This window comes from Clostridium sp. ATCC BAA-442 (genome assembly GCF_964239415.1).
GTDB lineage: Bacteria > Bacillota > Clostridia > Oscillospirales > Oscillospiraceae > Flavonifractor > Flavonifractor plautii.
This window is the reverse complement of record NZ_CAXSQB010000005.1, coordinates 4,168-28,803: the sequence shown is the minus strand read 5'-3', so window position 1 is coordinate 28,803 and position 24,636 is coordinate 4,168. Positions and strand designations below refer to the sequence as shown.

The following is a 24,636-nucleotide window of genomic DNA, read 5'->3' as shown; positions in this document are numbered from 1 at the left end:
ATGGACTTAATGGACTTTGGAACCGTGCAGGAGGGGAAGATGCGGCTTGTTCAGGAGATGGTGCCCGGCAAGCAGGTCACTCTGGCCCATATTATTGCAAGCCCGGATGAGATTATTTATCAGAAGCTGGGCCTCAATCCCAATGTGGACTACCAGCAGGCCGCCATCGGAATTTTGAGCATGACGCCCTCTGAAATTTCCGTAATCGCGGGCGATATTGCGACCAAGACCTCCAAGGTGGAGATGGGGTTTATTGACCGCTTCAGCGGAACCCTCATTTTTACCGGACGCATTTCAAACGTACAGGCCGCGGTGTCCAGTATCCTGACCTATCTGAAGAATCACCTGGGGTTTACCATCTGTGAAATTACGAGGACATGAAGAAAATTATTTTAATGGGCCGGAGCGAATGCGGAAAGACCACCCTCACGCAGGCGCTGAAGGGCGATGTGATCCACTATCACAAGACACAGTACATAAACCATTATGATGTGGTGATTGACACGCCGGGGGAGTATGCAGAAAACGCCAGCCTGGCGAAGGCGCTGGCGCTCTATACCTATGAGGCCGACGTGGTGGGGCTGCTGCTGAGCTCCACCGAGCCGTACTCGCTCTACCCACCCTGTGTGACGGCCTGCTGCAACCGCCCGGTGATCGGCATTGTGACCCAGATTGACCATCCGGACGGTGATCCGGACCGGGCGCAGAGCTGGCTGGAGCTGGCGGGATGCCATCCGATTTTTCGGGTCAGCTCCTATACCGGGGAGGGGATCTGGCAGATCCTCAACTATCTCCGGGAGCCGGGAGACATCCTGCCCTGGGATTCGGAACAGGCGGCGGAGCGTCCCCGGGTGGTTCTCTCGAACAAATATGGGAGGCTGCCCGAAGAGGGCGGCGGACACCCGCAAACAGTTTAGGAAAAAACAGAAGTGCTCCTGCCGCGGGAGAGACTGCGGTGGGAGCTTTGCTGTTATGATACGTTAGGCGATACAATTTGCAGAAGGAGGGCTGTCCATGGAAGCGCTGACCTTTTTTTCCGCGATGAACCGGGGACAGTTCCGGGAGGAACAGGGGATTGAGGGCAGCTCTTACTGTATCTTTTTTGCCCCGATGGAGGAGCTGGTCACCCAGGACCGTATGACCGGAAGAGAGGACCAGGTCGTGCTGGAGCTGCTCTACGGCGATGAAATGCTACCCGGCGCCCTGCGGGTGAGGCAGGTGGGGAGCAACGCAGTTGTCGAGGAGTCCACACAGGGGGCGTTTCGTGCCTTCCTGGAGGAGAAGCCGGTCAAGTATATTGGACAACTGCTGATGTATGCGCTCCAGTTCAAAATACAGGATCTCTCCCTGCGCATTGAGGGCTGCACAGGCGAGATGAAACAGTTGGAGGACGCCCTGGATAACTGCATCGACAACAGCGGCACCTATCGTCTGCTGGATTTCCGCAGGCGCTACACCGAGTGCGGGAATATGGTGCTGGCGGTAAAGGAGATCCTGTCGCGGATCGACAAGGGCTACTATCCGATGCAGATGCAGAACAGCTATGTGTTGCAGGGCGAGGTGCTGATGGAGTTCCGCTTCCTGGAGGAGCGGTATGAGCTCATCAAGAGCACGGTTCTCAAGGACTTTGATACCTATACCTCCATCATCAATAACAATATCAACCGGAATGCCCGGCTGCTGAGCATCATCTCGCTGGTGGGGGTGGTTCTCAACTTCATGTTCGGAAGTCTGCTGGCCGCCAATCCACTTCTGGGAATCATCGGCGGCCTGTCGGTTGCGGGCCTGTCTGTGGGGGCCACGGCGGTCTACCATGTCAGCCGCCGCGGCAATGCGCCGCTTTCCTCCGGGCGAGGTCCGATTCAGGCGTTTCCCTCCCTGCCGAAATTCCACAGGAAAGAGAAGCTGGAGCGGGATCAGTGGGAAAAATGAATATGGAGCGGTGACAGAGGGGGTGTGCCGAACCCGTGCCGCCAAAGACCGGAATGGGCCGGAGAGGACGAATGTCCTCTCCGGCCCATTTTGGTTTCACTAGGAAGCAGATGTTCCGGATTGCCGCCGTTTTTCCGGCGGCCTCAGTCCATCACCTCGCCGCCGGGCGCATCATGGGCGTCGGACCAGACTCGCTCAAGAGCGGCCCAATCGCGCTCCGTCAGCCTGCCGGTCCACTCCTCCGTGTCTTCCCCTTCTGTCCAGATATAGTCATGGGAGTTGGTGGCCTCCTGCATGGCTGCGTAGTACCAGGCGGAGGTATTGTTGTCCGGCCAGGTGAGCATCTCTCCGCGGGGCAGCAGGTGTGCTTCATGAGGGGCCCGGCCCAGGGTGCGGTTGACGATGGTGCACGCCTCGGCCCGGGTGATATTGTCCAGCGGGTGGAAGGTGCCGTCGGGCATGCCCTCAATTAGTCCGTACTCCACCGCTGCGGCCAGGAAGGTCACATACCACTCGGTTCCCTCCACATCGGAGAATCGGCCGTCGTATGTCAAGTCCCCTTCGGTAAACTCGAAAAAGCTCACTGCAATTTTGGTAAACTCAGACCGTGTGATGGGTTCGGTAGGGCGGAAGGTGCCGTCCGGATAGCCGTCCAGAATACCCATGCTGGTCAAGGTGGATATGGCGTTGTTGTACCAGTCGCCGGAAGCCACGTCGGAGTATGGATTGCTCTGACTCCAATAGGCCTCCCTGGCCTCGTCGGTGAGCAGACGGAAAAAGATAGTGGCCACCTCGCTGCGGGCGATATCGCCCTCCGGCCGCACAGTGCCGTCCGTATAGCCGATGATATAGGCCACGTGGTCCTCGGTATTCAGAGACTCAGGCTCGTCGTCGCGGTCCGGGCGGTGGGAGGGGCGGCCGGGGTCGGGGCGGCTGGTCTGAATGGTGTAGGACACGGTTGGCCTGCGGAAGTTCTCCGGCTGGCCGGGCCGGCTGTTGCTGTCCACCGGGTACAGGGTCGCGCTGTTGTTGGTGTAAAGGCCGCTGTAGTTCTCGCTGCCGTCCGCATCGTACTGGCCGTAAGTCCCCTCGGCGGTCTGGGGATTCGTCAGCTTCACGGTGTAGGTCAACTGAACAGGGGCGAAGTTGGAGATGGGAACATTGATTTTCCAGACAAAGCACTCGTTGGAGACGCCGTCCCGCCCCTTGGCGTAGTAGTAGAGCTCAAAATCATAGGCGCCGCTTTCCCCAGCTCCAAACCCATAGGCGCTGGTGATATAGGGATCGCTGAACGAGGGATCAATCAATTCGGTCTTGTCGAGAACCTCTCCGCCCACGGTCAGGGCCAGCCGGTCTATGTCGTTGACAAAATCAAAGTCGTACCCGTTGCTTTTGTTGTCGGTGCCGGAGCCAATTTCATCCACCACATAGCTGCCTTTATCAAGTAGGTAGTAGATGTCGTTCTGGATGTCGGCAAAATCAACGGTTTCGCCGCCGGCCAGGTAGTCCATGAAACTGATGCCAAAGCCATAACTGTCGACACCGCTCTCAGCTTTCAGTGCATAACAATGGTACTCTTTGCTCATTTCCTGATAGAGCGCATTACTATTGTAGAGAGACAGATCAACGTTGATTGGATAGCCGTTCCTATTTACATAAGGGATGGAGCCTTCAGAATCCAAATCACTTGTTTTTGGACGATTCGGATCGTTCAAAGAATATTCATATTTGGTGTATTCACTATCCAATACGCCTTTTACTGCATCAAAGTAGCTGGCCCAATTTTCCGGGACATAATCAGAGGAATACTTACATTCCCACGCGGACAATCCGTCATTTGGCTGTTCGTTCCTTCCGCCCGTTCCGGTATCACCGCCGTTTCTGGAAGAAATTGTGTATGCCTGATCGTAGTTTCCGCCTTTGCAATAATAATACGTTAAACCATCACTGACAAGGATTAAATATTTCCGAGAGCTATCAACACTTGTATCTGCATCCAGCATTGCCTTGCCAGCCAGCAGTCCGGCGTGCATATTGGTTCCACTCTTTAGTGTCTGCTGGATCGCGGCTTCAATGTCCGCATATTCGGTAGCCAGATCAAAGAATTCACCATTATTGGCGACATTGGCAACCGCATTAAAAATAACTACACCGACATTGATCTTCGCGCCAGTGTTCTCAAGCTGATCCTTTAGGGAACGAAGCATCTCCAGAGACTTGGCCTCAACCGTTGCACTCGTAGATTTGTCCAATACAAAGACCACATCTGTAACGAGCTGTTCCTCTGCCGCGGGCAGGGACAGGGTCACGTCGGACTCAAAATTGCTGTCCAGATTGGTTGCGGTCTTGGATTTGGAGGTGTCCCATCCGGTTTCTTCGCCGGGCTCCAGAGGGCTCAGGCCATGGGCTGCTTTCAGCGCCGTAAGTCCGGTTGCAGAGGCAAACCCGGTCAGCGGCTCAAAATCCGTGAACTCCACCGCGTGATAGGGCTCCTCATGCGCCTCCCAGCGGGCGCCCTCGCTGTCGTCGTACCAGCCGTCTATGGCGTCGATGCAGTCTCCCTCCCCTCCGTCAAGGGTCCAGCCGGAGCCCACTTTTCCGAAGGAGAGAGAGGGCCCGCTGACACCTTCGGAAACATAGATATCATCGCCTGCAACAAGTGCATGATTGTTGCAGATTATGGCATCGGCGGGCAGAATTACAGCCGGGTCATAGTTATCGCCATAGCCGACATAAATTCCGCCGCCGTAGCCATCCAGCAGGCTGTGCGAAACCTTGTTGCCGGTGATCTTGAGGACAGCCCCGTCCTCTACCGTCAGATTGCCTTGCCGCACATACAGTCCGGTGTTGTTGTTATCCTCAATATAAAGCTCGCTGGTACTGTCCACTGTGAATGGATAGTTGTTGTAGAGCCGTACAGCGGCATAACCATAGCTGGAATTCCCGGCGTTTCCGGTCACAGTAACAATGGAACCGTTCTCGACGGTAAAGGCGTTGTTTACGGTAATCCCCATACCGTTGTTATTTTTTGTGTTAACGGTGGAGTTATCGATACTCAGTTCACCGGCAGAAAGGCCATGGGAACCGTTGTTGTTGAAATCAACGTCAGAATTTTTAATTATAAAATGAGATCCGTTAGAGCCGTTTCCACGGCTGTTGATAACTTTGACCTTGGAATTTGTTATGTTGACATCAAAGGTACCAGTAAACCCGGAACGGTTTCCGTCGGAAACAAAGGTAGAGTCAACTATATTGGTAATATATTCATTTCCTTCGTTCCAAGACAAAGCGTTATGGGGATAATTTTGAATGGTTAGGTTAGAACCATTCAAAATATTTAACTCATTGCCGCCGCAAAAGTAAATAGCTTGGGTATTGTCTTTGGACACCCCGGTACCGTCCATGGTCATCTTGACATTATCCAGAGTAATTTTTGCGCCGTTACCAGCACAGATGGTCATCCAGTTCCACTCGCCAGTAGCCGGGGTAGAACCGATACCAGTCATCACAATATTGACATCTTTAAAAGTCAAGGGAGCACCTGCGGCACCATACCCCATCGCAATACCGTTCTTTATAAATGTAATAGTAGGCTTTTTATTGAGCCCATTTGCGGCCTGGATTACTAATTTCTTGCTCAAGAACATACCCTCACTGGTGGCATCGGCCAGAAGTTCGATGGTTGCACCGTCCTCCGCTGCGTTCACCGCCTCGTCCAGTGTGGCATAGGACGTAGCCCCGATCTGTGCCACAGTACCCTCGGCGGAGGTGGAGACCTCCTCCTCCGGTTCCGGCGTGTCCGCGTCCTCCGGGGGCTGGGTGGTGGTCTCCGTTTCCTCCGCCGTCTGGTCCACGGGTAGCTCTGTCGCCAGCGCGGAAACCGGCAGCAGGGACAGGCACAGGGCCAGCACACAGAACAAACCCGTGAATCGCTTCAAAATTCTTCGCATACTTATCCTCCTTTTTTCAAATATGCTGGGACTCTATTGTTCAAAAAGACCTGCTGCAATCACCTCGCTTTGTATGGCAAAATAAATCTTTTGTCCTAGGTTCACCTGTGTGTTCCGGCAGGATGCGGCATAAAGGGCGATAAAAAAGCCCCGTGCCGAGGCACGGGGCTAAAAATGGGCGCAGAAGATGGGCCGGTGAAGCATAATTGCTTGCCCCGGTCTGCTTTTCCATGTCCAAAACAGGCTGCACTTCTTGAAAGAGAGCAAAAGATGTGGTAAAATGAATACCGTTCTATGTACTGAACATTTGCTTTTCAAGCCGTATATAGGACAAAAGATTTATTTTGCCGCTATGATATCAGCCCCAGACGGGCAAGCTGGCGGGCGTGCTCCGCGCCGGTGGAGAGCAGGTAGATCCGGGTGGTCTCGATGGAGGAGTGGCCCAGTACATCGGCCAGCTTGACCACATCCCGGCTGGCCTGGTAGAAGGCTCTGGCAAACAGGTGGCGCAGGTTATGGGGAAACACCTTGCTGTCTGCCACTCCGGCCTTCCGGCACACCGCTTTCATCTCCGCCCACACCTGCTTTCTGGATATGCCTCTGCCGCTTCTGGTGAGAAAGATCTCGCCGGAGGCGATTTTTTGTGCCCGCCCGTATTGCAGCAGCTTGCGGCACAGCTTACCGGGGATCAGGATTGTGCGGATTTTCCCCTTCAGCGACACCTCCGCCCGGCCGCGGCGGGCGGCCTCCATGGTCAGGTATTTCACCTCACTCACCCGGATTCCGGTGGCGCAGATGGCCTCCATGAGCAGGCCCAGACGCTCACGGCCCAGTCCCCGGGCGGCGGAGAGCAGGCGGCCGTACTCGGCCCGGCTCAGCTCCCGGTCGGGGGAGCGAAAAAGCCGCCGCTGGAGCCGCAGTGGTTTGACCGTGCAGTCCATCCAGCCCAGGAAACGAAAAAAACGGTTCAGCCCGGCCAGCTTGCTGTTAACTGTGGCAGGGGAGAGGCCCCGGCGCAGCAGCTCGGCCTTCCAGCCGCCCGCCGAACCGGCGGCCACGGTCTCCGGCGCCAGCCAGGCGGCAAACTGACGCACCGACCGCGTGTACTGTTTGATGGTCTCTGTGCAGCGCTCCTCTGCCCGGAGCGCCTGGGCGAATGCAGCCAGCGTTTCCACGGTAATGCTTCGCAGTTCCATATGGTTCTGCCCCCCATTGAATCAAATATTTTTTATTTTACCCAACTACGCGGGACGATATGAAGCGGCGGAGGCGGGTTCGGGAGAAGGGGGGCCGCTGCCGCGGGAATTGTGTGCCGGAACATTTTATGGTATAGTTGTAAAATAGAAAAAACAGGCGTGCCGGCGGAGCGCTCCCGAGGAGGGCAGGCTGGCGCGTGATTTCCGGCGAGGTGATGCCTGTGATAGGGAAATGGCTCAACTACATGTCCAGACTGCACGACGGTGTGGATGCGATTCTGATCGCAGACCGGCATGGGACCATCGAATACTCCGCCATGTTCTCCGAGCAGGAAAACGGGCTGGCCGACGAGGGCTTTATCGGGAAGAACATCCTCGAAGCCTATCCGCAACTGACCGAGGAGACCTCCAGCCACTTCCGGGTCATGCGGACGGGGGCGCCGGTGCTCAATGAAAAGCAGGAATTGACGGACTTTTACGGCCGGCGGACCATCTTGGTCAGCTCCACCTTTCCGCTGGAGTACAGCGGCGAGCTGATTGGGACGATGGAGACCTCGGTTTTCTACCACAAGGACGCTCAGTTGGATGGGAAAAACCACTGGCTGGCCAATCCGCACAAGGGGCTGTTCCGGCTGGACGACATCATTACCCAAAACCCGGAGATGCTGACGCTCAAGGATACCGTTCAGCGGGTGGCGGCCAACACCTCTCCCGTGCTCATTTGGGGAGAGACCGGCACGGGGAAGGAACTCTTTGCCCAGTCACTCCATAGCCACAGCTCCAGGGCCAGGGGACCGTTTGTGGCGCAAAACTGCGCGGCCATCCCAACCACCTTGCTGGAGAGCACCCTGTTCGGCACTACGCGTGGGAGCTATACCGGGGCGGAAAACCGGAAGGGACTGCTGAAACAGGCTGATGGAGGCACTCTGTTCCTGGACGAAGTGAACTCCATGGATCTGTCCCTCCAGGCCAAGATTCTCAAGGCGATTGAGGAGAAGCGGTTCCGCCCTGTGGGCGGGGAACAGGATGTGCACAGCGATGTGCGTATTGTCTCCGCCATGAATGTGGATCCTATCACCGCAGTACGGGAGGGGCTGCTGCGGCGTGACCTGTTCTACCGGCTGGGTGTGGTGCAGTTGGCGCTGCCACCCCTGCGGAAGCGGCCGGAGGACATTCCGCTGCTCACCGATTTCTATGTGGAGCAGTACAACCGGAACATGGAGCGGGCGATCTCCGGCGTGAGCGAGCTGGTGCGCAATGCCCTGCTGGCCTATGACTGGCCGGGCAATGTACGGGAGCTGCGCAATGCGGTGGAGTCGGCGTTCAACCTCTGTACCGGGGCCACGGTACAGCTCAATGATATTCCCCGCTATATCTTTTACCACGAGGAGGAGGCGGGGGAGAGGCAGGAGCCGTGGCCTATGCCGGAACATATGGGGCTTCAGGAGGCGGTCCGCCGCTACGAGAAGGGGTTGATTGTCCGTGCGCTGGAGCAGAGCCGGACGGTTACGGAGGCCGCGGAGAAGCTGAGGCTGACCCGGCAGGCACTTCAATACAAGATGATGAAGTACCATCTCAACGGATAGGACTGTAGAAAGCAAGAATTTTTTGCATTTTGCGCAAAAATTCTTGCTTTCTTTTTGCCGGGCCTGTCCCGCGAGGCGGCCGCGTTCTGCGCAACCCCTGGCAGCGCAGGCAGTTCTAACTATGTTTGCCTCTTTTGACAAGCTGGCATCCGGCTTGCTTATTCTAGGGGCAGTGGTTATGCGTGGACCACATATCTGAAGTTAGGAGAGGGTTAAAGATGGCACCAAAGAAAAAAGGTATCCGTATCCCCCACATGTTCACGCTGCTCCTGCTCATCATCGCGGTATGTACCATTCTGACCTATGTGATTCCTGCGGGCCAGTACGAAACCTACGTGGATGAGAACGGCGTGGAGATGCTGGTGGACGGCAGCTACCACCGCATCGAGCAGGCCCCGGTGACCCCGATGAAGGCTTTGATGGCCGTACAGGAGGGCCTGATCGAAACCGCTTATATTTCCGCCTTTATCTTCATCATTGGCGGCGCCTTCGGAGTTGTGGCGGAGACCAAGGCCATTGAGGCGGGCATCGGACGCATCATCAAGAAAACCTCCAAACGGCAGGAGCTGCTGATCCCCATCATGATCTTTGTGGTGGGCTTCGGCGCCGGCTCCTTTGGCATGTTTGAGGAGTGCCTGGTCTTCATCCCCTTCCTGGTACCCATCTGCATCGCTATGGGCTACGACTCCATCACCGGCCTGGCGGTGGCCATCGTGGGCAGCTCCAGCGGCTACGCAGGCTCCTTTGTCCAGGCCGCCAACGTGGGGGTTTCCCAGAGCATCGCGGGTCTGCCCATGTACTCGGCCATGTGGTACCGCCTCATCATCCTGGTGGTCATGCTGACCATCGCGGCGGTGTATATCTATTTGTATGCCCAGCGCATCAAGCGGGACCCAACCCGCAGCCTGATGTACGAGTTCGACCGCCAGCGGGAGGAGAAGGTGGATCTGAACGATCTTCCGGAGCTGACGGGCACCCGGAAGCTGGTCCTGCTGGTCATGGGCGCCACCTTCGCCCTGCTGATCGTGGGCGTGCTCAAGTGGGGCTGGTATATCAACGAGCTTTCTGCCCTGTTCCTGGGCATGGGCATCGTCGTGGGCTTTGTGGCCCGGGTGGGCTTCGACGGCTTTGGCCGCCTGTTCAGCCGCGGCGTGGCCGACTTCGCGGCCGGCGCGCTGGCGGTTGGCTTTGCCCGCGGCATCCTCATCGTGCTGGAGGGCGGCAACATTCTCCACACCATCCTGTACGGCGCCTCCGGCCTATTGACCTCGCTGCCCTCCTCTCTGACAGTGCTGGGTATGTACGTATTCCAAAACTTCCTTAACCTCCTGATTCCCTCGGCCAGCGGGCAGGCGGCCACCTCTCTGCCCATCCTGCTCCCCATGGGCGACATGGCCGACATTACCCGACAGACCACCTGCATCATCTTCCAGATCGGCAATGGCCTGTCCAACATCCTGGTGCCCACCTCGGGCACCTTCATGGTGGCCCTGACCATGGCAAAGGTTCCCTACGGCAAGTGGGCCAAGTGGTTTATTCCCCTGCTGGGCCTCCAGTTCGCGGCGGGCGCGGTGTTGGTGCTGATCGCCAACGCCATCCGCCTCGGGCCAATGTGAGCAGAAAGAAGGTATTTCGATGAAAGAGACAATACAAACAGCGGCGGAGAGCTTCCTCCCCGCGCTCTGGGCCATGTCCCGTGCGATGTACGACCACCCTGAGCTGGGGCTGGAGGAGGTCAACTCCTCCCGCATGCTGCGGGAGTGGCTGGCGGAGCAGGGCTTCAAGGTGGAGGAGAACTTCCACGGCCTGCCCACCGCCTTCCGGGCAGTCTACGGCTCCGGCAGGCCGGTGCTGGGCTTCCTGTGCGAGTACGATGCGCTGCCCGAGGTGGGCCACGGCTGCGGCCACGACCTCATTGGCGTCGTCTCGGCGGGAGCTGCGGCTGTCCTGCGGCAGACGGTGGACGCCGTCGGCGGCACCCTGATTGTCTACGGTACGCCCGACGAGGAGGTCACCTGTACCAAAGTACAGCTCACCGACGAAGGGGCCTTTGACGAGCTGGATGTGGCCCTCATGCTACACCCCTATCAAAAGACCTGCGGCCGGATGGGGAGCATCGGCATCTATCCGGTGCAGTACGAGTTTTTCGGAAAGAAGTGCCATGCCAACGAGGCCGGGCCGGGCAGCGACTGCATCAACGCCCTGGACGCCGCCGTTGCCGCCTACCTCAGCGTCAACCAGGTCAAGCAGTATCTGGACGCCAACATCTACGGTATCCTCAACAGCGGCGGCACCCTGCCCAACATCATCCCCGACTATGCCAGCCTGCGCTACTACATCCGCTGTGACCAGGAGTGGAAGACCCGTCGGGCGGTGGAGCGCATCAACCGCTGTGTCCAGGGGGCGGCGGACAGCATGGGGGCGGAGCTGAAGATCACCCAGTACCTGTGTCCCACCCAGCCGCTGCTGCTCAACGAGCCGCTGCTGGATGCCTATGAAACGAACATGGCCGCGCTGGGTGAGCCGGTCGTGGTGGAGGAGGCCAACCGCCTATCTACCGACGCGGGCAACGTGAGCTTCCGGATACCCACCCTCCACGGGATGCTCGGCATTCACGGATGTGGGGGTGTCGATCTGCATACGGAGGAGTTCGCCGCCCGAACCGTGACCGAGGAGGGCCGGGAGGCCACCCGGCTGGGAGTCTGTGCCCTGGCGGGTGTGGGCTACGACCTGCTCACCCGGCCTGAGCTGCTGGAGGCTGTCCGGGCCGACTTCCAGCGGGGCATCCGGGAACAGGACGAGAAAGGAGTTTCATCATCATGCTATTGAAAAATTCTATCACGGAGGACAAGACTATCTGGGCTGGCCTGAACCACCCGGAGCTCCCCCTGGAGGAGGCCGACATAGCTGTGTTCGGTATCCCCTACGACGGCGGGGTCAGCTTCCGCTCCGGCACTTGTGAGGCGCCCCAGGAGCTGCGGAAAATCACCCACACCATCTCGCCCACCACCGAGGATTTCCGGGATATCTCCCCTGTGAAGGTCAAGGATCTGGGTGACTGCGTGGGGAAGGACCGGGACGAGATGTTCGCCGAGGCGGAGGAGCTGGCCTATCAGGCCGTGAAGGCGGGAAAGTTCTTTACCATGATCGGCGGCGACCACTCGGTGACGATCCCCGTCCACCGGGGCGTCAACCGGGCGGTGGAGGAGGACTTCGGTATCATCCACATCGACGCCCACTTCGATCTCTGCCACGAGATGCACGGGGACATTCTGTCCCACGGCTCCACCGAGCGGCGGGCCACCGAGCTGTCCCACGTGGGGGACAGTGACCACCTCTACTTCCTCGGCATCCGCTCCATCGAGTCCGACGAGCTGGAGTTCTACCAGAACAACAAGATCAACGTCCTCTCCGCCGCTGATGTGGACCACCTGGGGGTGCCGGCGGCACTGGAGCGGATGGTGTCCCACATGAAGCGGTTCTCCAAAGTCTATATCACTCTGGATATTGACTGCCTGGACCCCGCCTATGCCGCCGGTACCGGCACGCCCCAATTCGGCGGCCTCACCGCCCGGCAGCTCCTGGACCTGCTGAAGGGCCTTTTTGACGGCCTCAACATCATCGGCATGGACGTGGTGGAGGTGGCCCCCAGACTGGACCCCTCTCTGGCGGCGCTGTTCGCGGCCCGGAAAATTATTACCGAGTGCTGGGCCCACCACTACTTCAAAAACCTCGCCCGTGCGTAAGCAGAGAGAAGAAGACCAAGCGCATAAAACACGGCCTCCGGTTCAGGCGGAGGCCGTGTTTTATGCGCTCAGAAAAACTTTTCAGACCGTTCATCCGTCCAATGTTTAACAGCCACTGCGGCGGTATACGTTTGGATGAGGTGAGCTTAATGAAGCGGATAGGTGCGCTGCTGCTCTGCGGTATTCTGCTGCTCCCGGCCGCCGGAGCTTCCGGCACCCCTTGGCCGGCCTGGGCAGCCGAGGCGCTGGCCTGGGGACGGGAAAAGTCGGTCAGCCGGGCATTTCTGGCCTCGCCGGGACAGCGTTTGACCCGCGGAGCGGTGGCCCGGCTGCTCTATGAGTCGGCAGGGCAGCCCGCTGCGCATGAGGAGTGCCCTTTCTCTGATGTGTCTGAAAAGGATGCCGTAGCCGTGGGCTGGGCAGCAGGGCAGGGCTATCTCACTGGCGTGGGAGATGGAACCTATGAGCCAGGCCGCCCTGTCACCCGGCAGGAATTTGCCGCTATCCTCTGGAGACAGGCGGGAACACCCGAGGTACCGGTCCAAGGACTCGAGCGTTTTGGGGACGCCGGCACTGTGTCGGAATGGGCGAGGGATGCTGTGCTCTGGTGCCAGCAGGCCGGGGTAATGGCAGGCCGGAGCGGGGATAAACTGGCCCCAGAGGATACCATCACCACAGCGGAGGCGTTGGTCATGCTGGAGCGGGCCGCCGGGCTGCCCGATGTCGGGCAGCTCCGGGACGATCTGGAGATCCTTGCCGCACACCACCGGCCGGTGGGCTCCCAGGGGGAGGCCGATGCAGTCCGGTATCTGAGGGACCGCTTTGAGGAAATGGGGTACAGCGTCACTCTCCAGCCCTATACCGACGGCCAGGGCCGCACCGGGCACAATGTCGCCGCGGTAAAGGCGGCCTCTGTTCCCGATGCGGATATCTTGGTGCTGTCCGCCCATCACGACAGTGTGCCCACTGCCTATGGGGCAAATGATAATGCCTCGGGTGTGGCTGCCCTGCTCTATACGGCGGAGGCGCTGAGGAATGTACCGACTGATACGGAGGTGCGCTTCCTCAGCTTCACCGATGAAGAGAACGGTAAGAATGGATCCCGGACCTACACCGCCTCTCTGACAGAGGAGGAGCGGACTCGGATAGTCGGTGCGATCCAGTTCGATATGCTGGGCGGACTCGGTTCCACAGGGACTTTGGTGTGTACTGTAGACGGGGAGGCGAACTGGGTCAGCGACCTGCTTCAGAAAAAGAATCCGGGGTTGGAGAGCGGAGTGGAGACCGCCAGCGACCATACCTCGTTTCAGCTCTCTGGAATACCTGCTGTCCTGCTGATGCAGAGGGGGCGGGGCTACCTGTACCACTCGGCGGCGGATACGGCGGAACAGTTGGATCTGTATGCCATTGCGGCTGCCGCTGACAGCGCAGCAGCCGCGGCGGAGGAGATCTGCTCGACCGATACCCCCTCCTACCGGGCTCTGGCCCGGGAGCAGGGAGAGAGAAGCGCCTACCGCCAGACCAGACAGAATATGATCTATTTCGGCAGTTCCAGAGCGGATACTGAGGCGTACATCGGAGCGGCGGGAGAGCCCGTAGGCGCCAGTGAGATATCCGGGGAGGGGTGGACCGACACCTATGAGACCTACCACTACTCCATGCGCTGGTTTGACAGCAAAGCTCCTATGAGTACCTATTACCAGTACCGCAACGGTTTTCTAGAGCGCATTGAGCTGCGGCCGGAGGAAACCGGCTATACAGGGGAACAGGTACGGGAACTCATTGAGGCGATGTATGGCTCCCCCGTATCAGAGGAGGGGGGACAGACCGACTGGTCCGACCCCATTTACAGCAAATATATCACGCTGTCCCGTGACGAGGAGGGGTGTCTCGTCACGGTGGGAAATTACTCCGTGGGCATTACCAATGTGCTGGCCTCCTATCCGGTGAGCGGCGGTCAAGCCGTCATCAGCGATCCGGAGGATGCGGCGGTATGGAACTATCTGTGTTCGATCCTCCCGCTGGAGGCCAGACAGAAGCTGGCCGAGTTCAACCTGTTTACGGATGGTACCAGTAATGTCCTGGCCTATACCTCTCCCATTCGGGAGGAGGGCGTTACGGACAACACCCGCTTTTCCATCAGCATTGACTACTTCGATGTGTATGATGAAAACGGGGAGAAGCGGGACTGGAGCAAACTGACCTACACGATTTTGCACGAGTATGGCCACGTCCTGCTGGAGGACGAGACACAGGTAGACCTGACCGTGGGCAGGGACACTCATGACCCGGCGGGATTTGTGGAGGGGGGCCTTCCGCAGAGCGTTTTACGATGCGTTTTGGAGGGAGCTTGGAGTCAGCGGCGCGGGTGATTACGACAGATCGCCTACTCACTATGTGAGCCGTTACGGGGCCAACTACTTCCATGAGGATATCGCCGACACCTTTGCCGTCTTTGTGTTGGGTGGGGAGCCTGGAAAAAACACTGTGGCAGAGGAGAAGCTGCGCTTTTTCTGGAGGGATCCAGATATGACGGCGCTGCGGTCCGCTGTCCGGGAAAACCTGGGGTTGGAGTGGCCGAAGCGAGCTGACACCAGCAGCTCCAGCCCCACGCCGCCGGTGGCCGCTACTCTGGAGGAATTGGAACAGAAGCTGATGGAAGCGATTGTAGCGGTGGAGCAGCCGCCCGCCTTAGCATGTGCGGCACCGGTCGGTTCGGCGGAGCTGCCCATGGCTGTTAAAAACCTGTACTACAGCATCTTATCCGACCATCCGGAGTACAAGTATGCCTATGATCTCACTTCAGAGGTAGGGGAGGACGGACTGCTCCGCTGTAAAGTGTCCTATATGCCCTACCGTACCGGCGCGTATCCCGCTGGATTTCAGGGAATAGAGGTGGATGGCCTGGATCGTCTGGTGGAGGTGGCGCGGGGTGGACTGTCACAGGAGAGTATTCCCATCCGGATTACCGAGCCCACTCTGACAGTGGATGCCATGAACCGGGCGCTTCAGCAGGTGGGCGGCGGTTGGCTGTTGTGCCAGCTCAGCCGTGACGGCACCGCTATCACGGTCACGCCCCAGGGTGGCCTGAGCCGAGAGGAGGCCCTGAACCGGCTGGCTCAGTCAGAGTGCCTGGCAAGGCAGGTTTATGAGGAAATCGTCACGGCGGAGATGGGGAAGGCTGCACAGGCTGAGGCGCTGTATGCTTACTTGACGGAACAGGTACGTTACGACTTCCGCTACTACAGCCAGCCCGGTGAGATGCCCTACAGCGCTACCACCGCATACGGGGCGCTCCATGACCATCTAGCCATCTGCGGCGGCTATGCCCAGGCGTTCCAGATGCTTTTACAACAGGCGGAGATTCCCTGTATTACCGTCAGTGGGAAGATGGGTGGAGAGAACCACATGTGGGTTCTGGCCCAGGTGGACGGCCAGTGGCTCTATTTTGATCCCACCAGCGACCGGGGCAGGGTTGATTACGGTTTTCAGTACTTCGGAGTGGGAGAGGATGCTCTGTTCCGCTATACCTGGGACCGGGAGGGGGCGCGCAGTTTAACGGAGGCGCTGTTTCCCTAATCGGGAAAATTGGAAAACGGCATTGACGCATACCCCTGTATACGTCAATGCCGTTTTCGGCTGCCCGGCGAATCATCGTCATGGCCTCGGCGCAGATGATAGGCATCGCATTGGGCAGGCGAAAGAAGCGTGTGGCGGTTTCGGCTTGGATGATGTTGTCCAGAGCGCGTACTGCGCTGCCCCATCAGCCGGGCTGAGGGCTTGTCTCCCGAAGGGATCAGCGCATGCCTGCTGTGCAATATGCAGATATGTGGAATCACCATTTTGACTTCCCCACTGGGACAGTGCTCTCCGCCGGACTCTATATTGATCACACCCGGGGCAAAACGCAGCCAAATTTCTGATTTTGGGTATGCAAATTAAGACCGAGACGTTTGCTCTATCCCGGCCCCTGTCCTTCTGCATCCCGGCAGTCCTCCCAATCCGGGAGACGAAATAGGCGGTTGAGGACGGTCCGCGTCTGCCGAGAGAGTCAAGCTGCCATGGCTCAAAGCGCCGTGCCCCTCTTGGGGACGGACAGGCGGGAGAGCTCCACGCCCTCGTGCTCCAGCAGCCGGAGCTTGGCGGCGATGCCGCCGGCATACCCGGTGAGGCTGCCGCCGGAGCCCACGACCCGGTGGCAGGGAATGATGATGGAGATGGGGTTGTGGCCCACCGCGCCGCCCACTGCCTGGCTGGACATGGAGGGCCTTCCCATCTGCGCCGCCAGCGCCCGGGCAAGAGCTCCATAGGTCGTGGTTTCTCCGTAGGGTATTTGGCACAGCAGCCTCCATACCCGCTGTCGGAACTCCCCGCCGATGGGGCACAGGGGCAGTTCGGAGGGCATCGGCTTTTCTCCAGCAAAATACCGGGCCAGCCAGTCCCGCGCCGCGTCAAAGACGGGAAGCCCGTCCCGCTCCTCCAGCGCCTCCCGCACGGCTCCGCCGAAATACTTCTGCCCCTCCAGCCAAAGGCCGATCAGGTGCTCCCCATCGCTGCCCAGCGTGAGCATCCCCAGCGGGGATGGGCAGACCGCAGAATAGTACATCCAATTCCTCCTTTTTGATCAATCAGATGGATTTCACAGCGGCACCGCAGGCCGCCTGTCAATGAGATCATAGCACAAAACGCACCGATTTTCTCCTATGAACGTTCCAAGCCAACAAAAGGGGGTTGACAGGAGCGGGGAATATGTGTATCATTACACTAACGCTTTAATTCGTTAGCGAGATAGAAGGTGATTCAATGTCGCAGTTTCTAAACGGGGCGCTCCGGCGGCTCACCCCCTATACGCCGGGGGAACAGCCCCGGAATCAGGCATACATCAAGCTGAACACCAATGAATCTCCCTATCCCCCGTCGCCGGGGGTACTGGCGGCGCTGAACCGGGCGGAGGGGGAGAACCTGCGCCTCTACTCCGACCCGGAAGCGGTGGAGCTGAGGGAGGCGCTGGCGGCCCGGTACGGGGTGGAGCGTGAGAATGTGTTTGTCGCCAACGGCTCCGACGAGGCCCTCAGCTTCGCCTTTCTGGCCTATGCCGCCGACGGCCGGGGGGTGGCCTTTCCCGACATCAGCTACGGGTTTTACGCCGTGTTCGCCCGCCTGTACGGCATACCAGTCCGGCAGGTGCCCCTGCGGGCGGACTTCCGCCTGGTGCCGGAGGACTACAATCACCTGCATCGAACCATTGTGCTCGCCAACCCCAACGCCCCCACCGGCCTGGCCCTGAGTCGGGACGAGGTAGAGGGGATTGTCCGGGCCAACCCGGATGCGGTGGTGGTGGTGGACGAGGCCTATGTGGACTTCGGCGGGGAGAGCGCGGTGCCCCTCACCGCCCGCTATCCCAACCTGCTGGTGGTGCAGACCTTTTCCAAGTCCCGCTCCATGGCGGGAGCCCGGCTGGGCTACGCCATCGGGGATGCGGCCCTGATTCAGGATCTGGAGGCCATCCGCTTCTCCACCAATCCCTACAACGTCAACCGCCTGACCCTGCGGGCAGGGGCCGCGGCCCTGGCGGAGCAGGACTACTACGACGCCAACTGCGCGGCCATCGTGGACACCCGCGCCGATACCAAGCGGCGGCTGGAGGCGCTTGGCTTCACCTGCACCGACTCCAGGGCGAACTTCCTCTTTGCCCGCCATCCGGCAGCGGACGGCGGGGACCTCTACCGGAGGCTCAAGGAGCGCGGGGTGCTGGTGCGCCGCTTCGACGCCCCCCGCATCGGGGACTATATCCGCATCACCATCGGTACCAGGGCCCAGATGGACGCCCTGCTGGAACGGCTGGAGGGACTGCTATGAGAACCGCCCGCATTGCGCGCAAGACCAATGAGACCGACATCACCCTCACCATTTGTCTGGACGGCCGGGGGGTGAGCGCCATTCAGAGCGGCGTGGGCTTTCTTGACCACATGCTCACCCTGCTGGCCCGCCACGGGCGGCTGGATTTGGAGCTCACCTGCCGGGGAGACACTCAGGTGGACGACCACCACAGCGTGGAGGATATCGGCATCGCTCTGGGGGACGCCGTGGCCCAGGCCCTGGGGGAAAAGCGGGGGGTGCGCCGGTACGCCTCCCTCCACCTGCCCATGGACGAGGCGCTGATTCTGTGCGCGGTGGATCTGTCCGGCCGGGGGGGCTATTACGATGCCCTGGACATCCCGGCCCAGAAGATCGGGCGCTTCGACACCGAGCTGGTGTACGAGTTCATGAACGCCTTCGCCGTCCACGCCGGCCTCACCCTCCACCTGCGGAGGGTGTGCGGCCGCAACTCCCACCACATCGTGGAGGGGGCCTTCAAGGCCCTGGGCCGGGCCCTGCGGGAGGCGGCGGCCATTGATCCAGAGGGCCGGGACGAAATTCCATCCACAAAGGGGATGCTTTGACCATGCAGGAGCGGCTGAACCGGCTCTATGAGCAGTACGGCTACCGAAAATTCAAAATGTCCCGGTTTGAGGATTACGACCTCTACGCCCAGAACCGGGATTTTCTGCGGCAAGACCGCATTATCACCTTTACCGACGCCGACGGCGCCCTCAAGGCCCTCAAGCCGGACATCACCCTGTCCATCATGAAGAGCAACGGAGGAGACAGCGAAAAGGTGTACTACAACGAGAACGTCTGCCGGGAGGTGGGGGGCGCCTTCCGGGAGATCCTCCAGGTGGGGGTGGAGTCGGTGGGGCAGATTGACCCCTATGCCGAGGCAGAGGTCATCGCCTTGGCCGCCCGCTCCCTGGAGCAGCTCTCCCCGAAGTACGTGCTGGCTCTGTCCGACGTGAGCTTCGTGGGCAGCCTGCTGGACCAGATGGGGCTGTCCGCCCCCGTGCGGGGGAAGGTGCTGGGCCTCATTGCCCGAAAGAACGTCCCAGGCTTGTGCGTCCTGGCGGAGCGGGGGGAGCTGACCGGGGAGCAGGCCGACGGCCTGCGGGAGCTGGTGGAGCTGTACGCCCCTCTCAAGGAGGGGATTGGCCGGGTGGGGCGGCTGGCCAAGAGTAACGCCGCCTGGGAGGCCCTGCGGCAGCTCTCCCTCACAGCCGGATTGCTGGAGTCGTTTGGGCTGGAGGAGCGGGTACGGCTGGATTTCTCCCTGGTGAACAGCATGGATTACTACAATGGGGTGATCTTCCAGGGCTTTCTGCCCGGCCTCCACACCCCGGTGCTCTCCGGCGGGCGGTACGACAACCTGCCCCGTAAGATGGGCAAGCAGGTGGGGGCCATCGGCTTTGCCCTGTCCATGGGCTTGCTGGAGGAAAGGGCGGACGGCGGACGGTTTGACGCCGACGTGCTGCTCACCTATGGGCCCGACGCGGAGCTGGCCGGGCTGGCAGCCTTTGCCGAGGCCCTGCGGGCCTCCGGCCGCTCCGTCCGCTGTGAGCGGGCGGGGGGCTCCGCCCAGCTCCGCTGTCGGACTGAGCTGCGCTACCGCAGCGGCATGACACCGGAGGAGGTGGGACTATGATCAATGTGGCGCTGCCCAAGGGGCGGCTAGGGGAGAGGGCCTACGAGGCCTTTGCCTCCGCCGGGTACGACTGCCCCGCGATTTTGGAGAAAAACCGCAGGCTGACCTTTGAAAACAGGGAGAAGGGAGTGCGGTATTTCTGGGTGAAGCCCTCCGACGTGAGCATCTATGTGGAGCGGGGGGCGGCCGACGTGGGGGTGGCCGGCCGGGATATCCTGCTGGAGTACGAGCCCGACGTGTACGAGCTGCTGGATCTGGGCATCGGCCGGTGCCGTATGTGCGTGGCCGGGCCAGAAAACTTCTACGACGCGCCCGGCCGAACCCTCCGGGTGGCCACCAAATTCCCCCACATCACGGCAGAGCACTACACGGCCAAGTCCCGCGACATCGACATCATCAAGCTCAACGGCTCCATCGAGCTGGCTCCCATCCTGGGCCTGTCCGACGTGATTGTGGACATTGTAGAGACGGGCAAGACCCTGCTGGAAAACCACCTGGCGCCTTTGGAGACCATTGTGGACATCAGCGCGTGGCTGATCAGCAGCCGGGTGAGCTATCAATTCAAGCATCAGGAGATCGCCGCGATGCAGGCGGCCCTGGCGCGGAAGCTGTGAGGCGGTCATGATCAAAATATATGATATGGAAACGCTGGAGGATCGGGAGATCCTGTTCCGCGGCGGAAGCGGGGCGGACGTATCCGCCCCGGTGGCGGAGATCCTCCGGGCCGTGCAGGAGCGGGGGGACGCGGCCCTGCGGGAGTATACCCTCCGCTTTGACGGCGCAGCGCCGGACGCCCTGGCGGTGACGGCGGAGGAGGTGGACCAGGCGGCGGCGCAGGTGGAGCCGGCCTTCCTGGCCGTGCTGGAGGAGGCCGCGGAGCACATCCGGGCCTACCACGCCCGGCAGAAGCGGGAGAGCTTCGTGATGACCGAGCGGGAGGGCGTGGTGCTGGGCCAGCGGATCATCCCCTTGGCGCGGGTGGGCATCTATGTGCCCGGCGGCACCGCCGCCTACCCTTCCACCGTGCTGATGAATGCCATTCCCGCCCGGATCGCCGGAGTGGGGGAGATCATTATGGTGACGCCGCCCTGGCGGGATGGGGCGGTGAACCCCCACATCCTGGCCGCAGCCAAAATCGCCGGCGTGACCCGGATCTACAAGGTGGGCGGCGCCCAGGCGGTGGCCGCCCTGGCCTACGGCACCGGGACCATCCCTCAGGTGGATAAGATCGTGGGCCCCGGAAACGCCTACGTGGCGGAGGCCAAGCGCCAGGTCTTCGGCCGGGTGAACATCGACATGATCGCCGGGCCCTCCGAGGTGCTGGTACTGGCCGACGGCCGCTCCAATCCCGCCTGGGTGGCGGCGGATCTGCTGAGCCAGGCGGAGCACGACCGGATGGCCGCCGCCGTGCTGGTCACTGACTCCCGCCCCCTGGCCGAGGCGGTGGCTCATGAGCTGGAGCGGCAGTTGGCCGCCCTGCCCCGGGCAGAGATCGCCCGGGCCTCCCTGGAGGCCAACGGCAAGCTCATCGTCTGCCGGGATCTCCGGGAGGGCATCGCGGTGGCCAACCGCATCGCCCCGGAGCACCTGGAGCTGTGCGTGGACAACCCCTTCGACTACCTGGGGGAGATTCAGAACGCCGGCTCCGTCTTCCTGGGCCGTTATAACCCGGAGCCCATGGGGGACTACTTTGCCGGGCCCAACCACACTCTGCCTACCATGGGCACCGCCCGGTTCTACAGTCCCCTGTCGGTGGATGACTTCGTAAAGAAGTCCCAGTTCAGCTACTATACTAGGGACGCCCTGGCCAGGGACTACCGGAAGGTGAGCCTGTTCGCCCGCAAGGAGGGCCTGGACGCCCACGCCAGGGCGGTGGATATCCGGTTTGAGGGGGGAGAGGCATGATCGCCATCATCGACTACGGGGTGGGTAACCTGTTCTCCCTCAAGAGCTCTCTGGCGGCCATCGGCCGGGAGGCCGTGGTCACCGGGGACCGAGCGGTCCTCCGGGCGGCCAGCCACGTGATCCTCCCCGGCGTGGGGGCTTTCGGCGACGCGGCGGCCCGGCTGCGGGCCGCCGGTATGGCGGAGGCGGTACTGGAGGCCGCTGCCGCAGGCAAGCCCGTCCTGGGCATCTGCCTGGGGATGCAGCTCCTCCTGGAGCGCTCCTTTGAGTACGGGGAGCACCCCGGCCTGGGCCTCATTCCGGGGGAGGTGCGCCCCATCCGGGACGTGATTCCGGTGGGGCTGGCCGTGCCCCACATGGGCTGGAACGCCCTCCGCTTCCCGGCGGAGCGGCCCCGCAGCCCCATTTTCGCGGCTCTGGAGGAGGGGGAGCACGTCTATTTCGTCCACTCCTACGCGGGCTTTGCCTGCGGAGAGGGGCTCACCGCCTGGACCGAGTACGGCGCGCCTCTGACGGCGGCGGTGCAGAGAGGAAACGTGTACGGCACCCAGTTCCACCCGGAGAAGAGCGGGGATGTGGGACTGCGGATTCTCAAGGCATTCTGCGGATTGGAGGGTGAAGCATGATTCTGCTTCCGGCTATTGATCTCTATGAGGGAAAGGTGGTCCGCCTGACCAGGGGGGACTACAGCCGGATGACGGTCTACCGGGAGGACCCTCTGGACCAGGCGAGGGAGTTTGAGATCGCCGGGGCGGCCTGGCTCCACACCGTGGATCTGGAGGGGGCCAGGGACGGAACCACCCCCAATTTCCGGGTGGTAGCGGAGCTGTGCCGGTCCACCGGCCTACAGGTGGAGGTGGGCGGCGGCATCCGCACGCTGGAGGCCGTGGCCCGCTACCTGGACGCGGGGGCGGCGCGGGTGATCCTGGGCACTGCCGCCGTCACCGACCCCGTTTTTCTCCGGACCGCACTGGACCGCTTCGGAGATCGGGTGGCGGTGGGGGTGGATCTGAAGGACGGGGCCATCGCTATCCAGGGCTGGCGGGAGACCGCTCCAGAGCCGGCGGAGGCCTTCTTCCAGCGCCTGGTGGACTGGGGGGTGCGGACCGTCATCTGCACCGATGTCTCCCGGGACGGTATGCTGGGGGGGACCAACGTGGCGCTGTACCAGTCCCTGGCGGAGCGGCTTCCCCTGCAGCTCATCGCCTCTGGCGGCGTGTCCTCCCTGGAGGAGTTGAGGCGGCTGAAGGCGCTGGGCCTGTACGGCGCGATTCTGGGCAAGGCCCTTTACACCGGGGCCCTGTCGCTGCGCGACGCCCTGGGGGAGGTGGAGTGACATGGTGACCAAGCGTATCATCCCTTGCCTGGATGTACGGGACGGACGGGTGGTAAAGGGAGTCAATTTTCAGGGGCTCCGGGACGTGTCCGACCCGGTGGCTCTGGCGGAGCACTACTCCCGCTCCGGTGCCGACGAGCTGGTGTTCTACGACATCACTGCGTCCCATGAGGGGCGGAAGCTCTTTACCGATATTCTGACCAAGGTGGCCTCCGCCATTTTCATCCCCCTCACCGTGGGGGGCGGCATCCGGGGGCTGGACGACTTCGAGCGGGTGCTGGCCTGCGGGGCGGACAAGGTTTCGGTCAACTCCGGGGCTGTCCGGAACCCCGCTCTCATCGGGGAGGCGGCCAGGCGGTACGGCGACCAGTGCGTGGTGCTGTCGGTGGACGTGAAGCGGGTGGACGGGAGCTACCACGTATTTCTGAACGGCGGCCGGGTGGACACCGGACTGGATGCCCTGGAGTGGGTGCGCCGGGGAGTGGACGCCGGGGCCGGCGAGGTGGTGGTCAACTCCATGGACACCGACGGGGTGAAGGGCGGCTTCGATGTGGAGCTGCTGAAGGCCGTAAGCCGGGCGGTGTCCGTGCCGGTGGTGGCCTCCGGCGGCGCAGGGAGCGCCGCCGACTTCGCGGCCCTGTTCCGCGCCCTGCCGGAGCTGTCCGCCGGGCTGGCGGCCAGCATTTTCCACTTCGGCGAGGTGACCATACCTGCGCTGAAGCGGGTACTGGCGGAGGAAGGGGTGTGCGTGCGGCTGTGATTGATGTGCAGACGCTGAAATTTGACGAGAAGGGGCTCATACCCGCCATTGTGCAGGATGCGGAGACGGGGAGGGTGCTCACCCTGGCCTACATGAACCGGCAGTCCCTGGCCATTTCCCTGGAAAAGGGCCTGACCTGCTTCTGGTCCCGTTCCCGGCAGGAGCTGTGGCTCAAGGGGGAAACCAGCGGCAATTACCAGCACATTGTGGAGCTGCGGGCCGACTGTGACCGGGACGCCCTCCTGATCCGGGTGCGGAAGGAGGGGCCGGCCTGCCACCTGGGCACCGACTCCTGCTTCGACGGAGCGGTATTCTTTGCAAGGGAGGAGAGATGACATGGACGAGCAGTTCAGCTATGAGGGGCTCTACCGCCTGCTGGAGGAGCGCCGGGCCAAGCGGCCGGAGGGCTCCTATACCACCTACCTGTTTGAAAAGGGCCTGGACAAGATTTTGAAAAAGGTGGGCGAGGAGTGCACCGAGGTTATCATCGCGGCCAAGGACCGGGATCACAAGGAGACGGTCTATGAGCTGGCGGATCTGGCGTACCATGTTCTGGTGCTGATGGTGGAGGCGGGTATCTCCCTGGACGAGGTGAGGGCCGAGCTGGCCGGCCGCCACGTCATCGACCACAAGGTGAAGCAGGAGAAGATGGCCTCCGATCAGGTGGAGTGAGGAGAATTTGCACACAGAGCGAAGGAGCCCCCGGGGG

General features: G+C 61.1%; 22 protein-coding genes. 19 read left to right on the top strand and 3 right to left on the bottom strand.

The window, feature by feature from the left end; genetic code table 11:
* From ACESY8_RS03365 to ACESY8_RS03355, 3 genes are all read left to right on the top strand, one after another.
* Nucleotides 1–381: a BMC domain-containing protein gene (locus tag ACESY8_RS03365; protein WP_007494494.1), complete on the top strand. Its 381-nt coding sequence runs from the start codon at nt 1–3 to the stop codon at nt 379–381.
* A complete protein-coding gene (locus tag ACESY8_RS03360) occupies nt 378–917 on the top strand; it encodes a EutP/PduV family microcompartment system protein (RefSeq protein WP_065534863.1) in 540 nt (179 codons plus the stop codon). The genes ACESY8_RS03365 and ACESY8_RS03360 overlap by 4 nt, the downstream gene beginning before the upstream one ends.
* A 97-nt stretch (nt 918–1,014) precedes the next feature.
* Nucleotides 1,015–1,932 carry a CorA family divalent cation transporter gene (locus ACESY8_RS03355; protein ID WP_204681173.1) on the top strand — a complete coding sequence of 306 codons (918 nt, stop codon included), beginning with the start codon at nt 1,015–1,017 and terminating at the stop codon, nt 1,930–1,932.
* 143 nt (nt 1,933–2,075) lie between these two features.
* On the opposite strand, the gene ACESY8_RS03350 is transcribed toward ACESY8_RS03355, so the two are convergent.
* Nucleotides 2,076–5,882: an S-layer homology domain-containing protein gene (locus tag ACESY8_RS03350; protein WP_054338490.1), complete on the bottom strand. Its 3,807-nt coding sequence runs from the start codon at nt 5,880–5,882 to the stop codon at nt 2,076–2,078.
* Between the two features lie 350 nt (nt 5,883–6,232).
* On the bottom strand, nt 6,233–7,078 hold the full coding sequence (locus tag ACESY8_RS03345; RefSeq protein ID WP_055178969.1) for a tyrosine-type recombinase/integrase: 846 nt from the start codon (nt 7,076–7,078) through the stop codon (nt 6,233–6,235).
* Nucleotides 7,079–7,293: 215 nt separating this feature from the next.
* Between ACESY8_RS03345 and ACESY8_RS03340 the strand changes: the two genes are divergently transcribed.
* From ACESY8_RS03340 to ACESY8_RS03315, 6 genes are all read left to right on the top strand, one after another.
* Entirely contained in the window at nt 7,294–8,664 is a 1,371-nt protein-coding gene (locus tag ACESY8_RS03340) for a sigma-54 interaction domain-containing protein (RefSeq protein WP_054339503.1), read from the top strand.
* 218 nt (nt 8,665–8,882) lie between these two features.
* A complete protein-coding gene (locus tag ACESY8_RS03335; protein ID WP_054339502.1) occupies nt 8,883–10,280 on the top strand; it encodes a YfcC family protein in 1,398 nt (465 codons plus the stop codon).
* 19 nt (nt 10,281–10,299) lie between these two features.
* Nucleotides 10,300–11,493, top strand: coding sequence for a M20 family metallopeptidase (locus ACESY8_RS03330; protein WP_024723120.1), 1,194 nt, complete (start codon nt 10,300–10,302; stop codon nt 11,491–11,493).
* The gene (gene speB, locus ACESY8_RS03325) at nt 11,484–12,410 is read left to right on the top strand and encodes an agmatinase (RefSeq protein ID WP_007494513.1); all 927 of its coding nucleotides are present in this window, start codon (nt 11,484–11,486) and stop codon (nt 12,408–12,410) included. Before ACESY8_RS03330 ends, speB begins: the two co-directional genes overlap by 10 nt.
* Nucleotides 12,411–12,559: 149 nt before the next feature.
* On the top strand, nt 12,560–14,782 hold the full coding sequence (locus ACESY8_RS03320; RefSeq protein WP_054339501.1) for a M20/M25/M40 family metallo-hydrolase: 2,223 nt from the start codon (nt 12,560–12,562) through the stop codon (nt 14,780–14,782).
* Entirely contained in the window at nt 14,694–15,989 is a 1,296-nt protein-coding gene (locus ACESY8_RS03315) for a transglutaminase domain-containing protein (RefSeq protein WP_498794618.1), read from the top strand. The genes ACESY8_RS03320 and ACESY8_RS03315 overlap by 89 nt, the downstream gene beginning before the upstream one ends.
* Before the next feature lie 487 nt (nt 15,990–16,476).
* Here the strand turns inward: ACESY8_RS03315 and ACESY8_RS03310 are convergent, their stop codons facing one another.
* On the bottom strand, nt 16,477–17,016 hold the full coding sequence (locus ACESY8_RS03310; RefSeq protein ID WP_009256669.1) for a methylated-DNA--[protein]-cysteine S-methyltransferase: 540 nt from the start codon (nt 17,014–17,016) through the stop codon (nt 16,477–16,479).
* 197 nt (nt 17,017–17,213) lie between these two features.
* Here ACESY8_RS03310 and hisC point away from each other — a divergent pair, with 197 nt between their 5' ends.
* Genes hisC through hisE form a run of 10 tightly spaced genes read left to right on the top strand, consistent with a single transcriptional unit; the run spans nt 17,214 to nt 24,599 of the window.
* Nucleotides 17,214–18,269 (top strand): histidinol-phosphate transaminase, encoded by a 1,056-nt coding sequence (hisC, locus tag ACESY8_RS03305; protein WP_007494520.1) that lies wholly within the window; start codon nt 17,214–17,216, stop codon nt 18,267–18,269.
* On the top strand, nt 18,266–18,853 hold the full coding sequence (gene hisB, locus ACESY8_RS03300; RefSeq protein WP_007494522.1) for an imidazoleglycerol-phosphate dehydratase HisB: 588 nt from the start codon (nt 18,266–18,268) through the stop codon (nt 18,851–18,853). The genes hisC and hisB overlap by 4 nt, the downstream gene beginning before the upstream one ends.
* 2 nt (nt 18,854–18,855) lie before the next feature.
* Nucleotides 18,856–19,926, top strand: coding sequence for an ATP phosphoribosyltransferase regulatory subunit (locus tag ACESY8_RS03295; protein ID WP_021630334.1), 1,071 nt, complete (start codon nt 18,856–18,858; stop codon nt 19,924–19,926).
* Nucleotides 19,923–20,540, top strand: a complete 618-nt coding sequence (gene hisG / locus ACESY8_RS03290; RefSeq protein ID WP_007494526.1) for an ATP phosphoribosyltransferase — start codon at nt 19,923–19,925, stop codon at nt 20,538–20,540. Before ACESY8_RS03295 ends, hisG begins: the two co-directional genes overlap by 4 nt.
* Nucleotides 20,541–20,547: 7 nt before the next feature.
* Nucleotides 20,548–21,831, top strand: a complete 1,284-nt coding sequence (hisD, locus tag ACESY8_RS03285; protein WP_434307975.1) for a histidinol dehydrogenase — start codon at nt 20,548–20,550, stop codon at nt 21,829–21,831.
* Nucleotides 21,828–22,457: an imidazole glycerol phosphate synthase subunit HisH gene (gene hisH / locus ACESY8_RS03280; protein ID WP_044939788.1), complete on the top strand. Its 630-nt coding sequence runs from the start codon at nt 21,828–21,830 to the stop codon at nt 22,455–22,457. Before hisD ends, hisH begins: the two co-directional genes overlap by 4 nt.
* The gene (hisA, locus tag ACESY8_RS03275) at nt 22,454–23,167 is read left to right on the top strand and encodes a 1-(5-phosphoribosyl)-5-[(5-phosphoribosylamino)methylideneamino]imidazole-4-carboxamide isomerase (RefSeq protein WP_054339499.1); all 714 of its coding nucleotides are present in this window, start codon (nt 22,454–22,456) and stop codon (nt 23,165–23,167) included. The genes hisH and hisA overlap by 4 nt, the downstream gene beginning before the upstream one ends.
* 1 nt (nt 23,168) lies before the next feature.
* The gene (gene hisF / locus ACESY8_RS03270; RefSeq protein WP_054339498.1) at nt 23,169–23,927 is read left to right on the top strand and encodes an imidazole glycerol phosphate synthase subunit HisF; all 759 of its coding nucleotides are present in this window, start codon (nt 23,169–23,171) and stop codon (nt 23,925–23,927) included.
* Nucleotides 23,912–24,262 (top strand): phosphoribosyl-AMP cyclohydrolase, encoded by a 351-nt coding sequence (gene hisI / locus ACESY8_RS03265; protein WP_009256677.1) that lies wholly within the window; start codon nt 23,912–23,914, stop codon nt 24,260–24,262. Before hisF ends, hisI begins: the two co-directional genes overlap by 16 nt.
* Nucleotide 24,263: 1 nt before the next feature.
* On the top strand, nt 24,264–24,599 hold the full coding sequence (gene hisE / locus ACESY8_RS03260; protein ID WP_054339497.1) for a phosphoribosyl-ATP diphosphatase: 336 nt from the start codon (nt 24,264–24,266) through the stop codon (nt 24,597–24,599).
* Nucleotides 24,600–24,636 lie beyond the last annotated feature (37 nt).

What these genes read in the sequence shown, in the direction of transcription:
- ACESY8_RS03365 (WP_007494494.1), top strand. Translation starts at nt 1, where the DNA reads ATGGACTTAATGGACTTTGGAACCGTGCAGGAGGGGAAGATGCGGCTT.
- ACESY8_RS03360 (WP_065534863.1), top strand. Translation starts at nt 378, where the DNA reads ATGAAGAAAATTATTTTAATGGGCCGGAGCGAATGCGGAAAGACCACC.
- ACESY8_RS03355 (WP_204681173.1), top strand. Translation starts at nt 1,015, where the DNA reads ATGGAAGCGCTGACCTTTTTTTCCGCGATGAACCGGGGACAGTTCCGG.
- ACESY8_RS03350 (WP_054338490.1), bottom strand. Translation starts at nt 5,882, where the DNA reads ATGCGAAGAATTTTGAAGCGATTCACGGGTTTGTTCTGTGTGCTGGCC.
- ACESY8_RS03345 (WP_055178969.1), bottom strand. Translation starts at nt 7,078, where the DNA reads ATGGAACTGCGAAGCATTACCGTGGAAACGCTGGCTGCATTCGCCCAG.
- ACESY8_RS03340 (WP_054339503.1), top strand. Translation starts at nt 7,294, where the DNA reads ATGCCTGTGATAGGGAAATGGCTCAACTACATGTCCAGACTGCACGAC.
- ACESY8_RS03335 (WP_054339502.1), top strand. Translation starts at nt 8,883, where the DNA reads ATGGCACCAAAGAAAAAAGGTATCCGTATCCCCCACATGTTCACGCTG.
- ACESY8_RS03330 (WP_024723120.1), top strand. Translation starts at nt 10,300, where the DNA reads ATGAAAGAGACAATACAAACAGCGGCGGAGAGCTTCCTCCCCGCGCTC.
- speB (WP_007494513.1), top strand. Translation starts at nt 11,484, where the DNA reads ATGCTATTGAAAAATTCTATCACGGAGGACAAGACTATCTGGGCTGGC.
- ACESY8_RS03320 (WP_054339501.1), top strand. Translation starts at nt 12,560, where the DNA reads ATGAAGCGGATAGGTGCGCTGCTGCTCTGCGGTATTCTGCTGCTCCCG.
- ACESY8_RS03315 (WP_498794618.1), top strand. Translation starts at nt 14,694, where the DNA reads ATGACCCGGCGGGATTTGTGGAGGGGGGCCTTCCGCAGAGCGTTTTAC.
- ACESY8_RS03310 (WP_009256669.1), bottom strand. Translation starts at nt 17,016, where the DNA reads ATGTACTATTCTGCGGTCTGCCCATCCCCGCTGGGGATGCTCACGCTG.
- hisC (WP_007494520.1), top strand. Translation starts at nt 17,214, where the DNA reads ATGTCGCAGTTTCTAAACGGGGCGCTCCGGCGGCTCACCCCCTATACG.
- hisB (WP_007494522.1), top strand. Translation starts at nt 18,266, where the DNA reads ATGAGAACCGCCCGCATTGCGCGCAAGACCAATGAGACCGACATCACC.
- ACESY8_RS03295 (WP_021630334.1), top strand. Translation starts at nt 18,856, where the DNA reads ATGCAGGAGCGGCTGAACCGGCTCTATGAGCAGTACGGCTACCGAAAA.
- hisG (WP_007494526.1), top strand. Translation starts at nt 19,923, where the DNA reads ATGATCAATGTGGCGCTGCCCAAGGGGCGGCTAGGGGAGAGGGCCTAC.
- hisD (WP_434307975.1), top strand. Translation starts at nt 20,548, where the DNA reads ATGATCAAAATATATGATATGGAAACGCTGGAGGATCGGGAGATCCTG.
- hisH (WP_044939788.1), top strand. Translation starts at nt 21,828, where the DNA reads ATGATCGCCATCATCGACTACGGGGTGGGTAACCTGTTCTCCCTCAAG.
- hisA (WP_054339499.1), top strand. Translation starts at nt 22,454, where the DNA reads ATGATTCTGCTTCCGGCTATTGATCTCTATGAGGGAAAGGTGGTCCGC.
- hisF (WP_054339498.1), top strand. Translation starts at nt 23,169, where the DNA reads ATGGTGACCAAGCGTATCATCCCTTGCCTGGATGTACGGGACGGACGG.
- hisE (WP_054339497.1), top strand. Translation starts at nt 24,264, where the DNA reads ATGGACGAGCAGTTCAGCTATGAGGGGCTCTACCGCCTGCTGGAGGAG.